General features: G+C 69.9%; 12 protein-coding genes and 1 pseudogene. 11 read left to right on the forward strand and 2 right to left on the reverse strand.

Features of this window, described 5'->3' with window-relative positions:
* Positions 1 to 29 precede the first annotated feature (29 nt).
* Positions 30 to 605: pseudogene (locus FHR38_RS26475) on the forward strand (helix-turn-helix domain-containing protein); the annotation flags it as partial.
* 146 nt (positions 606 to 751) lie between these two features.
* Complete coding sequence (locus FHR38_RS26480; protein WP_184537298.1) at positions 752 to 2,278, forward strand: MFS transporter; 1,527 nt, start codon at positions 752 to 754, stop codon at positions 2,276 to 2,278.
* On the opposite strand, the gene FHR38_RS26485 is transcribed toward FHR38_RS26480, so the two are convergent.
* Entirely contained in the window at positions 2,236 to 2,961 is a 726-nt protein-coding gene (locus FHR38_RS26485; RefSeq protein WP_184537300.1) for a GNAT family N-acetyltransferase, read from the reverse strand. The two genes, FHR38_RS26480 and FHR38_RS26485, sit on opposite strands and share 43 nt — an antisense overlap.
* A 199-nt stretch (positions 2,962 to 3,160) precedes the next feature.
* On the opposite strand from FHR38_RS26485, the gene FHR38_RS26490 reads away from it, so the two are divergent.
* Positions 3,161 to 3,370, forward strand: a complete 210-nt coding sequence (locus FHR38_RS26490; RefSeq protein ID WP_184540247.1) for a hypothetical protein — start codon at positions 3,161 to 3,163, stop codon at positions 3,368 to 3,370.
* A gap of 141 nt (positions 3,371 to 3,511) precedes the next feature.
* Positions 3,512 to 5,137, forward strand: a complete 1,626-nt coding sequence (locus tag FHR38_RS26495) for a replication-associated recombination protein A (RefSeq protein WP_184537303.1) — start codon at positions 3,512 to 3,514, stop codon at positions 5,135 to 5,137.
* A 111-nt stretch (positions 5,138 to 5,248) separates the two neighbouring features.
* Here the strand turns inward: FHR38_RS26495 and FHR38_RS26500 are convergent, their stop codons facing one another.
* Positions 5,249 to 5,764, reverse strand: coding sequence for a hypothetical protein (locus FHR38_RS26500; RefSeq protein ID WP_184537305.1), 516 nt, complete (start codon positions 5,762 to 5,764; stop codon positions 5,249 to 5,251).
* 986 nt (positions 5,765 to 6,750) lie between these two features.
* Here FHR38_RS26500 and FHR38_RS26505 point away from each other — a divergent pair.
* From FHR38_RS26505 to FHR38_RS26535, 7 genes are all read left to right on the forward strand, one after another.
* Complete coding sequence (locus tag FHR38_RS26505; protein ID WP_184540249.1) at positions 6,751 to 7,386, forward strand: hypothetical protein; 636 nt, start codon at positions 6,751 to 6,753, stop codon at positions 7,384 to 7,386.
* A gap of 145 nt (positions 7,387 to 7,531) precedes the next feature.
* Positions 7,532 to 7,996, forward strand: a complete 465-nt coding sequence (locus tag FHR38_RS26510; protein ID WP_184537307.1) for a DUF948 domain-containing protein — start codon at positions 7,532 to 7,534, stop codon at positions 7,994 to 7,996.
* A gap of 61 nt (positions 7,997 to 8,057) precedes the next feature.
* Complete coding sequence (locus FHR38_RS26515; RefSeq protein ID WP_184537310.1) at positions 8,058 to 8,363, forward strand: hypothetical protein; 306 nt, start codon at positions 8,058 to 8,060, stop codon at positions 8,361 to 8,363.
* Positions 8,360 to 11,041 carry an alanine--tRNA ligase gene (alaS, locus tag FHR38_RS26520; protein WP_184537312.1) on the forward strand — a complete coding sequence of 894 codons (2,682 nt, stop codon included), beginning with the start codon at positions 8,360 to 8,362 and terminating at the stop codon, positions 11,039 to 11,041. Before FHR38_RS26515 ends, alaS begins: the two co-directional genes overlap by 4 nt.
* Positions 11,042 to 11,135: 94 nt before the next feature.
* Positions 11,136 to 11,594 (forward strand): Holliday junction resolvase RuvX, encoded by a 459-nt coding sequence (gene ruvX / locus FHR38_RS26525; protein WP_184537314.1) that lies wholly within the window; start codon positions 11,136 to 11,138, stop codon positions 11,592 to 11,594.
* Positions 11,594 to 12,787 (forward strand): endolytic transglycosylase MltG, encoded by a 1,194-nt coding sequence (gene mltG / locus FHR38_RS26530; RefSeq protein WP_184537316.1) that lies wholly within the window; start codon positions 11,594 to 11,596, stop codon positions 12,785 to 12,787. Before ruvX ends, mltG begins: the two co-directional genes overlap by 1 nt.
* A complete protein-coding gene (locus FHR38_RS26535) occupies positions 12,784 to 13,611 on the forward strand; it encodes a shikimate dehydrogenase (RefSeq protein ID WP_184537318.1) in 828 nt (275 codons plus the stop codon). The genes mltG and FHR38_RS26535 overlap by 4 nt, the downstream gene beginning before the upstream one ends.
* Positions 13,612 to 13,664 lie beyond the last annotated feature (53 nt).

Raw genomic sequence — 13,664 nt, forward strand, 5'->3', positions numbered from 1 at the left:
CAATTTCTATGCAGAGTTATTGTGCACCCATGGCAGCGTCTACTCGACCGACTGGCGACCGTCAGCCCGAGGTCTGGCTCGACAGTCGACAACTCCGTGTCCTCGCCCACCCGCTGCGCTCCCGGCTGTTGAGCGCACTGCGCCTCGACGGACCCGCCACCGCCACGGGGCTTGCCCGAGTGCTCGACACCAACACCGGCGCGACCAGCTACCACCTGCGCCAACTCGCCGAGGTCGGGTTGGTGGTCGAGGAGCCAGATCGAGGCGCCGGTCGGCAGCGGTTCTGGCGGGCGGCGCACGCCAACCACGGCTGGTGGCTCACCGACCATCCGGACGACCAGGCCGCACTGGACTGGCTCGCCGAGTACCAGGTGACCGCCTTCGCCGAAGAGGCGGCCAAGTGGCGGGCAGCGCAGCACCAGCTGCCCCGGGAGTGGCAGGACGCGGCCACGCAGAACGACTACGGCCTTCGGCTCACCGCCGAACGCCTGCGGGCGCTCAACGACGAACTGGCCGAGGTGATCGTGCGCTACCGAGACGAGGCGGCCCGCTCCACCGATGACCAGCCGACCGAGGAGGTGGCGGTCTTTTTCGCCAGCTTCCCGCGCGTGACACTGGCGAAGCCCGGCGCGCCCAACCGTGGGCCGGGGGAGGGCGGAGCACCCGACCTTGACCCGGAAGAAAACGGCGCGCCCGGCCGTGGGCCGGGGAAGGCCGAAGGCGCGACGGCAGACGGGCAGGTGGGGGACTGATGGCCACGCTCACCGTACGTCAGGCGCACCGCCGCTATCTGATCCTGCACGGACTGCGGTGGCTGCCCACCGGGCTGCTCATTCCGATCATGGTTCTGCTCATGCTGGAGCGTGGGCTGTCCATCGCCCAGTTCGGCACGGTCGTCGCCGTGCAGGGGCTGGTCGTACTCGTGTTGGAACTGCCCACCGCCAGCCTGGCCGACGCGCTGGGCCGCAAACCGGTGCTGATCGCTGCCGCGACGATCAACCTGGCGTCGCTCGCGCTCTTCTCCGTCGCCCAGACCCTCGGCTTCTTCCTGGCGGTCTTCGTGCTCCAGGGGATCTACCGGGCCCTGGACAGCGGTCCACTGGACTCCTGGTACGTCGACGCTGTGCTCGCCGCCGACCCGGACGCGGACATCGAACGTGGCCTGAGCCACGGCGGTACGGTCCTGGGCCTGGCCGTCGCGGTTGGCGCGCTGATCAGCGGAGGGCTGGTGGCGCTCGGCCCGATCGGCGGGCTCAGCGCGTTGACGGTGCCGGTGCTGGTGGCCGCCGTCCTACAGGTCGCCGCGCTGATCGCACTGATGTTGCTGCTGGTCGAGGTACGACCGGCCAAGGGCATGACGGCGCTGCGCACCTCCGTACGGCAGGTGCCGAGCGTCATCGGGGGCGCCTTCGGCCTGCTACGGCGGTCCCGGATCGTACTCGCGCTGGTCGCCGTGGAACTGTTCTGGGGCTTCGGGATGGTCACCTTCGAGTCGCTGCTGCCGGTTCGACTGGCCGAGGTGGTCGGTGACGCCGACCAGGCGGCGGCCCTGCTCGGTCCGGCGGGCTCGGCTGCCTGGCTGGCCTCGGCAGCCGGGGCCGCCCTGGTCCCGTTCGTCAGCCGCTGGATCGGCGTGGCTCCGGCGGCGGCACTGTTGCGCATCCTCCAGGGCGCGACGGTCGTCGGAATGGCACTGATCGCCGGCCCGATCGGCCTGATCGCCGCCTACCTTGCCTGCTACGTCACGCACGGCGCGTCCAACCCGCTGCACATGGGACTACTGCACCGGCAGGTCGACGGGCCGTACCGCACCAGTGTGGTGTCGCTCAACTCGATGGTGGCCCAGCCAGCCGGGGCACTCGGCGGGGTGACCCTGACCGCCATGGCCGGGGCTACGACCACCAGCACCGCCATGCTCGTCGGGGCCGGCGTGCTCGCTCTCGCCGCGCCGCTCTATCTGCCGGCCTGGCGGAGCAGGCGGGGAGCCGAGCAGCCGACCGAACCACCGGCCGCTGCCGACCAGTCCGATCCCGGCAGCCCGCTCGATCCTGCTGGCCAGCCCGATTTCGCTGCTCAGTCCAACGGCGCTGCTCAGTCCAACGGCGCTGCTCAGTCCAACGGCGCTGCTCAGTCCTACGGCGCTGCTCAGTCCTACGGCGCTGCTCAGTCCTACGGCGCTGCTCAGTCCTACGGCGCTGCTCAGTCCTACGGCGCTGCTCAGTCCAACGGTGCTGCTCAGTCCAATCGCACCGAGGTACGGGAGATACGACCGGTGTAACCCAGCCGCTGGTAGAGCCGGGTGGCGCGCTCGTTGTGCGACCACACACCCAGCGTCACCCGGTCGTACCGCTCGAACAGGCGGCGGGTCATCGCGGCGGTCAGCGCTGCACCGAGTCCCCGCCCCCGTTCAGCCTCGGCCACTACCAGCCCGGCGAGAAAGCCGATGTCGCCCTGGCTGCGGTCGGCGCCGCAGGCGACCAGCCGGTCACCGGACCAGATGCCGTACCAGCCAGAGACCCCGGGGGTGCCGGGACGGGAGGTGGTGGCCGGGAAGGCCGCGTCGACCAGGGCGGTCATGGCCGGGAAGTCGGTCTCGGTGAGGGGAACGACCCGCTCCTCAGCGGGCTGCTCCGGTGGCTGCCGTTCGGTCCACAGGAACTCCCACTCGTCGCGCTGCACAATCGACAGCCGTTCGGCCACTGCTGGATCGGTGAGCCGAGGCAGGTGTAGCCAACCGGCGGAACGGAATATCGGTTCCTCGGTGAGCAACTCCACCGCCCGCTGCGGGTCGCCGAGGGCGTACCCGTCTCGACCATTCGCGCCGACCCAGACTGTCGTACCGTCCGAGTGGAAGCCGTCGGATGTCCTGTCCAGCGCGAGGCAGTGTCGGGCGTACGGGTGGCCGTCGGTCGCGGCCACGAGCGCTTCCCGCCCACTGATCAGCGTCGCTTCCTTGATCACCGGGCAACTCTAGAGCCGCTGTGGCGTCGACCAGCCGGGCCGGGGACCCGACATGGTGAGGGTCACGTAGCCGCATCCATCGGAACGGCAGGCCGGTAATGACATCCTCTTCGACCCGGGTAGGCCGCACCGAAGATTGACGGACAGTGACGTGGGGTACATCCCGCTTGACCTACCGGAACCCCCACTGGAGGGCCACATGCTCGCCATCGCCGCCGCCGTCGTGTTCGGCTTCACCCTGCTGTTGGACCTGCTCAACACCGACCTGGGTGCTCCGGACCTGTTCAACTGGCAAACCCTCACCCTGATCGGGCTGCTGCTGCTCGCCCTGCACCTCGGCGGCGTCGGCCACGGTACGGCCGGCAGCGGCCGGCGGTGGTACCGGGGCCGCCGCCCGGGGCGGGGCTGACCTCGCAGGACAGGTGCACCGGCTGCGAGACAGGTGCACCCAGGTCGGCCGACCAGGCCATACTCACCTGGTCGGCCGGCCACCGCCGGCCTGGTTTCAGGGAATTTCGGCGCCTGACACCGGGCCGGTACTGTCTTCCTGATGGAGTCCGACGCCCTGTTCACCCTCGGCAATCCCGGTGGCCCGCCCAGCGCAGCCAGCGGGATCGATGGTTTCGACACCCCTGGCGCGGACTCACCACTGCCGGTCCGGATGCGCCCGACCAGCCTGGACGAGCTGGTAGGGCAGGACCACCTGCTGGCACCGGGGGCTCCGCTGCGTCAACTGGTGACCGGTTCGACGCCGATGTCGGTGATCCTGTGGGGGCCACCGGGTAGCGGTAAGACCACCATCGCGCACCTGGTGGCCGGAACCACCGACCGCCGCTTCGTGGCGATGTCGGCGCTCACCGCCGGGGTCAAGGACGTGCGCGCGGTGATCGAGGCAGCTCGCCGCGCCCGCCGGGCAGGTGGCCTGCCCACCGTTCTCTTCATCGACGAGGTGCACCGGTTCAGCAAGACCCAGCAGGACTCGCTGCTCGCGGCGGTTGAGGACCGGACAGTCACCCTGCTCGCGGCGACCACCGAGAACCCGTACTTCTCGATCATTTCGCCGCTGCTGTCGCGGTGCGTACTGCTCACCCTCCAGCCGCTCGGGGACGAGGCGGTCCGCTCCCTGTTGCGCCGCGCGGTCGCCGACGGGCGCGGCCTGGGTGGGGCGGTGGCGCTGGACACCGAGGCCGAGGACCATCTGGTACGCCTCGCCGGCGGCGACGTACGTAAGGCGTTGACCGCCCTGGAGGCGGCGGCTGGTTCGGCCGTGGCCCTCGGTGCGGGCCGGATCGACCTGGCCACCGCCGAGCAGGCCGTCGACGTGGCCGCCGTCCGCTACGACCGGGATGGCGATGCGCACTACGACGTGATCAGCGCCTTCATCAAGAGCATGCGTGGGTCCGACGTGGATGCCGCACTGCACTGGTTGGCCCGGATGCTGGTAGCCGGGGAAGATGCCCGGTTCATCGCCCGCCGGCTGGTCATCTTCGCCAGCGAGGACGTTGGCATGGCGGATCCGACCGCGCTGACCGTGGCGACCGCAGCCGCCCACGCCGTCGAGTACGTCGGCCTGCCCGAGGCCCAACTCAACCTGGCCCAGGCGGTGATCCACCTGGCCACCGCCGCCAAGTCCAACTCGGCGACCGCCGCGATCGGCGCGGCCATCGCGGACGTACGCGCCGGGCGTGGTGGGGCGGTGCCCCGCGCCCTGCGCGACGCGCACTATTCCGGCGCTCGTGGGCTGGGGCACGGTGCCGGGTACCGCACTCCGCACAAAGACCGGCGGGGCATCATCACCCAGCAGTACGCGCCGGACGACTTGGTCGGGGTCGACTACTACCGGCCCACCGGTCACGGCGTGGAGCGGGAGGTCACCGCCCGCCTCCCGGTGCTGCGGCGCATCGTCCGGGGGGAACCAGCCCCCGCATCCGCTACCGAGCACAGCAACGATCGTCCGCCGACAACCGAGGTCACCAACGGCCAGCCTGTCGTCACTGAGCCGGCCACCGATCGGGTGACCGCGGCGACAGTGGATGATGTTGGAACGGGTGTGCCGGGGAACGGAAACGACCCCGTGCGGGCGGTCAGCGGGTCGGGTTCGACAAGTACGCACCGGCCGGACGACCGGAGAGCAGACGACAGCGGCAGGGTGCCTGCCGGGGAGGAACACCAGTGAGATCGCGCGGTTCCGATCGGCCTGAGGACGGCCCCGACGAGCGGCGGGATCCACCGGCCAAGGGACGACGCTGGGGTCGGGGCAGGTCGGAAGCCCCTGCCGAGGAGCCGGTCAGCGGCGAAGAACTCGGTTGGATCGCCGACCTACGTACGGCCAAACAGCAGCGCGCTGATCTGGGGCCGCAAGGGGCTGCCGGCGGGCTGCCGGAGGCACCGAACCTGGGGAGGCCACCACAGTCGGCTGCCGGCACGCCTCCGACCAGCGAATCAACGAGCCGTCCCGAAGCCACCCCACCTGGGCGGTCGCACGCTGACCCACTGCCACCGGTTGCTCCTCCGCCTGGTCGTGTGCCTGGTGGTCCGTCGTCGTCTTCGGTTGCTCCTCCGCCTGGTCGTGTGCCTGGTGGTCCGTCGTCGTCTTCGGTTGCTCCTCCGCCTGGTCGTGTGCCTGGTGGTCCGTCGTCGTCTTCGGTTGCTCCTCCGCCTGGTCGTGTGCCTGGTGGTCCGTCGTCGTCTTCGGTTGCTCCTCCGCCTGGTCGTGTGCCTGGTGGTCCGTCGTCGTCTTCGGTTGCTCCTCCGCCCGGTCGGTCGCCCGTCGGCCCGCCGCCGCCAGCCGGCCCGCCGTCATCCGCCGGCCGGCACGCTGCTGGGCCGTCCCCCGATGCCCGGCCGGCCCCGGCGTCGGACGCGACGGCCATCACCCCGGTCGTGCCGAATTCGGGTAACGCCCGCCCACCGGGGCCCGCGCCGATGCCGAGTGCGGCGCGTCGAGCCGCTCCGGTGCCCCGCCCCGAGGATTCGGGAGCCACCAGCGTGATCCCGGTGCACCGCGAGCCAGCCCGGCCACCGGCGGATCACGAAGCCGGCCGGCACACCTCAGCGCCGCCGGACCGTCGGTCGACGCCAGGCCGCGCCCGTCCGGCTCCACCCACCGGTGTGGTCCCGCCCGATGCGGCACCGCCGGGTCGGGTTCCGCCGCCGTCGCAGGGTCGGGTTTCGCCGAGCCCGATGGTTCCACCGCCCGATGCGGCACCGCCGGGTCGGGTTCCGCCGCCGTCGCAGGGTGGGGATCCGCCGCACCCAATCGTTCCGTCGACCCCACTGACTCCGCCGACCCCGTCGGTGGCGGCGGACCCTCGACCGGGCAGGCCGATTGACCCAACCGGTGCCCGTGCGGTGGCTCGCCCCAGAGGCCCGGTGCCGCCGGGCAGGTCTGTACCACCCGGCGGACCGGCTGGCCCTGACGTCGCAACCGGTGAGGTCCGGGGAGCGGGTGTAGCCCCGGTGTCGAGCGGCCCCGGGCTGCCCCGGGGGGCTGCTCCGATCCCCAGAACATCGTCCGATCTGTTCGACCGCGCCGACCGCCCAACTCCCGCCGGAACACCTGGCGGACCTGACGGTGGACCGGCTGCCGGACCGCCACGCGGTGCCGCCCCGGTAGGCATGGCCCGGCCTGCCCTCCCTGACAGCGCTCTGGGCAGCGAACCCGCCGCCGACCCGCGTCCGGGGCGTGCCCCGCTGCCGGAGGTGGCCTCTGGTACGGAGGAGACCGGCCAGCCTCGCTCCGCCGGGCTCGGAACACTGCGAGTTGCCCGGTCCGAGATCCGTCGCCAGATGCGCGAGCGGCGACGGGTCCGGGTCGCTGTGGTGGTCATGATCAGTTTGCTGGTGCTCGCTGCGCTGCCGCTCTACTTCGGTGTCCGGGCGGCCATGCGGGACCCGGTGTTCAACTCACTGGATCAGTTGGACGTCCCGGCCTGGGCAACGGTCAACACGGTCGACGACGTCAGCGGCAGTCGGTGGTGCCTGGAGGAGTGTCGTTATCGGGAACGCACCGCGCAGTCCGAGCGGGCCGCGGCCGAGACGGCACCGGTCTACGAGAAGGCACTGGCCGCAGAGGGGTGGCAACCCTGGAAGGTGCAGTTCTGCCCGGACCTGCCGGTGCGGACGGAACTGCCCGGCCGGTACACCTGCTGGAAGCGCGACGAGCTGACGCTCGACCTGTGGGTCCGGGACGCCACCTGCACCATCGAAGCCGCACCGGACGCCCCTGCGGTGGAGCCGACCGAGGGGGCAGTGCCCCCGGCAGCGGAGTGCAAGGGATCCCTGGTCTCGATCAAGGTGCGGAACGCCATCGCCGACGATCGGACCGGGCCGCGGCCCAGCACCGACCCGTCGCTTACCGGAGTGGACCCTGACCCGATCTTCAGCGACGATCCACTGGACGATTTGACACCCTCACCGTCCTGAGCCGGCAGCGATCACAGAGGGTAGGGTCTGTCGGTGACGCGAGGTGGGGTGTTTGGCGGTCGGTGACCGACTGCCAGACAGTCACGATACCGGGCCCGACCGGGCGCCGGTCGCGTATCCGAGACTGTGGGTGGAGGAGACAGGCGTGCAAGCTGGAGAGATCGCTGCGCTGGTCGCGGCTGGGGCATTCCTGATGCTGGTGCTCGTGCTGGCTGTGCCGATCCTGCGGTTGCGGCACACGGTCGATGCGGCGACCCGGACGATCAACGATCTGAACGACCAGACCGGCCCGCTGATGCGCAACGTCAACACGACGGTGGAGAACGTGAACACCGCCCTGACGCAGGTCCACACCTCGCTGGACGGGGTCAACATCCAGCTCGCCAAGCTCGACACGATGACCGGGCACGCCCAGAACGTGACCGCCAACATCGCCAACCTGACCACCGTGGTCTCCGCTGCGGCGGCGAACCCGCTGGTCAAGGTCGCTGCCTTCGGCTACGGCGTACGTCGGGCGGCTTCCGCCCGTCGGCACGCCGAGGACGAGCGTGAGGTGCGGGCCACGCTCAAGCAGCAGCGTCGGGCCGCCAAGCGGGCCACCGCCAACTGAACCCGCTCGGGCATCCGCACCCGATCGGGGTGGTGCCACCGCAGGGAGAGAGGATGAGGCCATGAAGCGGTTGCTGTGGTTGGGCATCGGGCTCGCCGTTGGCGCGTTGGTCGTCCGGAAGGTGACCCGCACCGCCCACGCGTACACCCCGGGCGGCATCGCCACGTCACTACAGGAATCGGCTGGCGGCGCAGTCGAGCAGTTGCGTAACTTCTGGGCAGACGTTCGGGACGGCATGGCCGAACGCGAACAGCAGATCCACGAGGCGTTTGCCGAGGGGGTCGCGTTCGACGACCAGTTCGCCGAGCTGCGCGAGGACCCGCAGATCGGTGACCACAAGATTTTCCCGGAGGAAGGCAGCCGATGAAGACGGCGGAGATCAAGCGACGGTACCTCGCGCACTTCGAGGCGAACGGCCATACCGTGGTGCCGTCCGCTCCGCTGCCGGCCATCAGCGATCCGAATCTGCTGTTCATCAACGCGGGCATGGTGCAGTTCGTGCCCTACTTCCTCGGGCAGCAGACTCCGCCCTACCAGCGCGCGGTCAGTGTGCAGAAGTGCATCCGTACGCCGGACATCGACGAGGTCGGCAAGACCAGCCGGCACGGCACGTTCTTCCAGATGAACGGCAACTTCTCGTTCGGTGACTACTTCAAGGAAGGCGCCATTCCGCTGGCCTGGGATCTGCTTACCAGGTCTGCGGCCGACGGTGGCTTCGGTATCGATGCCGACCGGCTCTGGGTCACCATCTATCTCGACGACGACGAGGCGCACGACATCTGGCACCGGAAGGTCGGCGTGCCGGCCGAGCGGATCGTCCGCCTCGGCAAGGGCCCGAACTTCTGGTCCATGGGCATTCCCGGCCCGTGTGGCCCGTGCTCGGAGATCTTCATCGACCGGGGGCCGGCCTACGGCCGTGAGGGTGGCCCGGCGGTCGACGACGACCGCTACATGGAGCTGTGGAACCTCGTGTTCATGCAGTACGAGCGGGGGCCGGGCACCGGCAAGGAGGACTACCCGATCCTGGGCGAGCTGCCGGCGAAGAACATCGACACCGGCATGGGTCTGGAGCGGATGGCGTCGGTGCTCCAGGGCGTCGACAACCTTTACGAGATCGACGAGGTGCGTCCGATCCTGGACCGGGCGGCTGAGCTGACCGGCAAGCGTTACGGTGCCCAGTCCGGCCAGGTGGCGAGCGAGTCGCACCCGGACGACGTACGGCTCCGGGTGGTCGCCGACCACGTACGGACCTCGCTGATGTTGATCGGTGACGGGGTGGTCCCGACCAACGAGGGGCGTGGCTACGTCCTACGCCGGATCATGCGCCGGTCGATCCGGGCGATGCGGCTGCTCGGCTGGCAGGGCCCGGCCCTGCCCGAGTTGTTGCCGGTTGCCCGGGACTGCATGGCCCCGTCGTACCCGGAGTTGGCGACCGAGTTCGAGCGGATCTCGCAGTACGCGTACGCGGAGGAGGACGCGTTCCTGTCCACCCTGCGGGCGGGTACGACGATCCTGGACACGGCGATCGCCGAGACCAAGTCGGCGGGCAAGCCGGCGCTCTCGGGTGACAAGGCGTTCCAACTACACGACACCTACGGCTTCCCGATCGATCTGACCCTGGAGATCGCGGCCGAGCAGGGGTTGACGGTCGACGCCGACGGTTTCCGCCGGTTGATGGCCGATCAGCGGTCCCGGGCGAAGGCCGACGCGCAGGCGCGCAAGACCGGTCACGTCGACCTCTCCGCCTACCGCAGCGCGCTCGACGAGGGCGGTCCGGTGGAGTTCACCGGCTACACGGAGGTGTCCCGGGAGTCGCGGGTGCGTACCGTGCTCTCGGCCGGCGGCGCGGTGCAGGCGGCGGGCGAGGGGGAGCTGGTCGAGCTGGTGCTCGACGCCACCCCGTTCTATGCCGAGGGCGGCGGCCAGCAGCCCGACCTGGGGCTGATCTCGGTGGGCGGCGGTCAGGTCGAGGTGCTCGACGTGCAGCAGCCGATTCCCGGGCTGATCGTGCACCGGGCGCGGGTGGTGCGCGGTGAGGTCCGTACCGGGGAGACGGGTTTCGCGGAGATCGACATCACGCGGCGGAAGGCGATCTCCCGCTCGCACACCGCGACCCACCTGGTGCACCAGACGATGCGCAACTTCCTCGGCGAGTCGGCGACCCAGGCCGGTTCGCTGAACGCCCCGGGCCGGTTGCGGTTCGACTTCAACACCCCGACCGGCGTGTCGCCGAGCGTGCTCGCCGACGTCGAGCAGCAGGTCAACGAGGTGCTGCTGGCCGACCTGGAGGTGAACGCCTTCATCACCAGCCAGGAGGAGGCGCGGCGGCTCGGCGCGATGGCGCTCTTCGGCGAGAAGTACGGCGAGGAGGTCCGGGTCGTCGAGGTCGGTGACTACGCCCGGGAGCTGTGCGGTGGCACGCACGTGTCCCGCTCCGGCCAGCTCGGCCTGGTGAAGATCCTCTCCGAGGCGTCGATTGGCTCCGGCGTACGCCGGGTCGAGGCGCTGGTCGGCATCGACGCGTTCCGGTTCCTGGCCAAGGAGCACCTGCTGGTGTCCCGGCTGGCCGAGCTCTACCGGGTGCCGAGTGAGCAGGTGGCCGACCGGGTCGAGCAGACCGTGGCCCAGTTGCGCGACGCGGAGAAGGAACTGGAGAAGCTGCGCGCCCAGATGGTTCTCGGCGGTGCGGCGGCGCTCGCCGCGCAGGCCAAGGACGTGCGGGGCACCGCATACGTCGGCACCGAGGCGCCGGAGGGCGCGGCGGGCAACGACGTACGGACCCTGGCCCAGGAGATCCGGGGCAAGATCGACCCGGCTCGGCCGGCGGTGGTGGCGGTAGCGGCCCGCTCCGGCGGCAAGGCGTCGCTGGTGGTGGCGGTGAACGCGGCGGCCAAGTCGCGTGGTCTGTCGGCGGCGGTCCTGGTCAAGGCGGCGCTCTCCGGCCGGGGTGGCGGCAACGCCGACCTGGCCCAGGGCGGTGGCCTGCCGGCGACCGAGGCGCCGAACCTGCTGATCACGGTCGAGAAGGCGATCGCCGAGGCGTGATCTTCGGTTCTGGTTGATCTAGGGCAAATCATTGTGGTTGGATCTGGTCCACAATGATTTGCCCTAGATCGTATTCAGCTCTGGATGGTACGGATTGAGCGACTTTTCGCCTGGAGTGCGACTAGGTGTCGACGTCGGAAAGGTCCGGGTCGGGGTCTCCATCTGCGATCCACACGCCATTCTGGCCACGCCGCTGGTGACCCTGCCCCGGGACCTGACCGCGGCTGACGACGTACTTCCGGCCGACATTCGGGAACTCGCCCGACTCGTGACCGAACACGAGGCGGTCGGGGTGGTGGTCGGCCTACCGGTGACCCTGGCGGGCGGACACGGGCCGGCGGCAGCACACGTGACGGCGTACGCTGACCGACTGGCTGAGGTCATCGTCCCCGTACCGGTGGTTCTCGTGGACGAGCGGATGTCAACGGTAGTCGCGTCTCGTAGGCTGTCCGAGCGGGGCGTACGAGGACGGCGACAACGAGCGGTGGTCGATCAGGCGGCCGCGGTGGAGATTCTGCAGAGCTGGCTGGATGCGCAGCGGAGGCGGACGTGATGATCGACGAACTTGAACTCGCTTTCGACGAGTCGGACAAGGGCCGACATCGGCGTAGCGCCCAGCGCAAGCGCAACAAGAAACAGCGCGGCGGGCGGGGCAAGACGGTCTTCGCCCTGGTGATGGTGCTTGTCCTACTGGGCGGCCTGGGTGGAGTCGGTTGGTACGGCTTCGACCGGTTCCAGGGCTACTTCATGACGCCGGACTACGAGGGTGGCGGCACCGGTGAGATCGTCATCGAGGTCAAGCAGGGTGACCTTGCCGCCGACATCGCCAACACTCTGGTCGCGGCCGGTGCGGTCAAGAGCGCCAAGGCGTTCATCAAGGCCGCCGACGGCAACTCCCGCAGCCAGAGCATCCAGCCGGGCTTCTACAAAGTACGCAAGGAGATGAGCGGCGAGACCGCCCTCAGCCTCCTGCTCGACCTGAAGAACAAGATCGTGAAGGGGTTCACCGTCCAGGAGGGGCTGACCGCGAAGAACACCTACGAGCGGCTCTCCAAGCAGACCAACATTCCGATCAAGGAGTTCGAGGCGGCGGCGAAGGACCCGATCGCGCTCGGCGTGCCCGACTGGTGGTTCAAGCGCACCGACGGCAAGAAGGAACTACGGTCGATCGAGGGCTTCCTCTTCCCGGACACCTACGAGTTCCCGCCGAACCCGACCGCCGAGGTGATCCTCAAGGCAATGGTCGACCGCTTTCTCACCGTCACCGGTGAGATGAAGTTCGCCGACGAGGTCCAGGCCAAGCGGGGCGGAATCAGCCCGTACGAGGCGTTGATTGTGGCCTCTCTGGCCCAGGCCGAGGCCGGCAACAAGGACGACCTCGGCAAGGTCGCCCGGGTCGCCTACAACCGGGCGTACGGTGACTTTCCCTGCAAATGCCTAGAGATGGACGTGACGGTCAACTACTATCTGGCATCCATCGGCAAGGAGACCAAGCGGTCGGGTGACATGACCAACTCCGAGCTGGACGACCCGAAGAACCCGTACAACCGCAAACTGCCGGGCATGATCCCCACGCCGATCAACAACCCGGGCAAGGACGCATTGCAGGGCGCGATGGACCCGCCGCCCGGCAAGTGGCTGTTCTTCGTAGCGATCGACGACAAGGGCCACTCTGAATTCGCTGAGACCTACGAGCAGCACCAGCGCAACGAGGACAAGGCGAGGAAGGCCGGGATCATTCCGTGACGGAGCTGCACCGGGCGGCGGTGCTGGGTAAGCCGATTGGGCACTCGCTGTCGCCGGTGATACACAACGCCGGCTATGCGGCGGTCGGGCTGACCGGGTGGTCGTACGTGGCGATCGAGTGTGCCGAGGCCGAGCTGCCGGACCTGGTGGCCGGCCTCGGCCCGGAGTGGGTCGGGCTCTCGCTGACCATGCCGCTGAAGGAGGCGGTGCTCGACGTGGCTGATGAGGTCGCGCCGGTCGCCGCCACCGTCGGTGCCGCCAACACCCTGGTACGTCGCCCCGACGGTTCCTGGTACGCCGACAACACCGACGTCGGCGGCATGGTGCGGGTGCTGACCGATGCCGGGGTGACCGGCGGCGCGACGGTCACCGTGCTCGGTGCCGGTGGCACCGCCCGCGCCGCCCTGGCCGCCGCCGCGCAGCTCAAGGCCGACGGCGTGACCGTGGTGGCCCGTCGCCCCGAGGCGATCGACGAGCTGCGCCCGGCCGCTGCCGCGCTGGGCGTACCGCTGTCCGGTGTGGCCTGGTTGGACGCGCCCGCCCACGTCACCGCCGACGTGGTGATCTCGACCGTGCCGAAGGGTGTGGCCGACCCACTGGCCGGTCAGGTCACCTGGCGACCGGAGACGGTCTACTTCGACGCCCTCTACGACCCGTGGCCCACCCCGCTCGCCGCCTCGGCGGCTGCCGCCGGCTGTCGGATCGTCTCCGGCCTGGACCTGCTGCTGGCCCAGGCGATCGGCCAGTTCGAGCTGTTCACCGGCGTTGCTGCTCCGGCGACACAGATGCGTACGGCGTTACGGGCCGGTCGCGCCACCAACTGAGGAATGCTCCCCGGTCGAGGTCCGGCTGCGCCCCAGGTTCGCGCGTCGAGGGG

The sequence above is a fragment of the Micromonospora polyrhachis genome, assembly GCF_014203835.1.
GTDB lineage: Bacteria > Actinomycetota > Actinomycetes > Mycobacteriales > Micromonosporaceae > Micromonospora_H > Micromonospora_H polyrhachis.

Bases quoted from the DNA above. Each gene is read 5' to 3' on its own strand.
- FHR38_RS26480 (WP_184537298.1), top strand. From the start codon at position 752: ATGGCCACGCTCACCGTACGTCAGGCGCACCGCCGCTATCTGATCCTG.
- FHR38_RS26490 (WP_184540247.1), top strand. From the start codon at position 3,161: ATGCTCGCCATCGCCGCCGCCGTCGTGTTCGGCTTCACCCTGCTGTTG.
- FHR38_RS26495 (WP_184537303.1), top strand. From the start codon at position 3,512: ATGGAGTCCGACGCCCTGTTCACCCTCGGCAATCCCGGTGGCCCGCCC.
- FHR38_RS26500 (WP_184537305.1), bottom strand. From the start codon at position 5,764: ATGACGGCGGGCCGGCTGGCGGCGGCGGGCCGACGGGCGACCGACCGG.
- FHR38_RS26505 (WP_184540249.1), top strand. From the start codon at position 6,751: ATGCGCGAGCGGCGACGGGTCCGGGTCGCTGTGGTGGTCATGATCAGT.
- FHR38_RS26515 (WP_184537310.1), top strand. From the start codon at position 8,058: ATGAAGCGGTTGCTGTGGTTGGGCATCGGGCTCGCCGTTGGCGCGTTG.
- alaS (WP_184537312.1), top strand. From the start codon at position 8,360: ATGAAGACGGCGGAGATCAAGCGACGGTACCTCGCGCACTTCGAGGCG.
- mltG (WP_184537316.1), top strand. From the start codon at position 11,594: ATGATCGACGAACTTGAACTCGCTTTCGACGAGTCGGACAAGGGCCGA.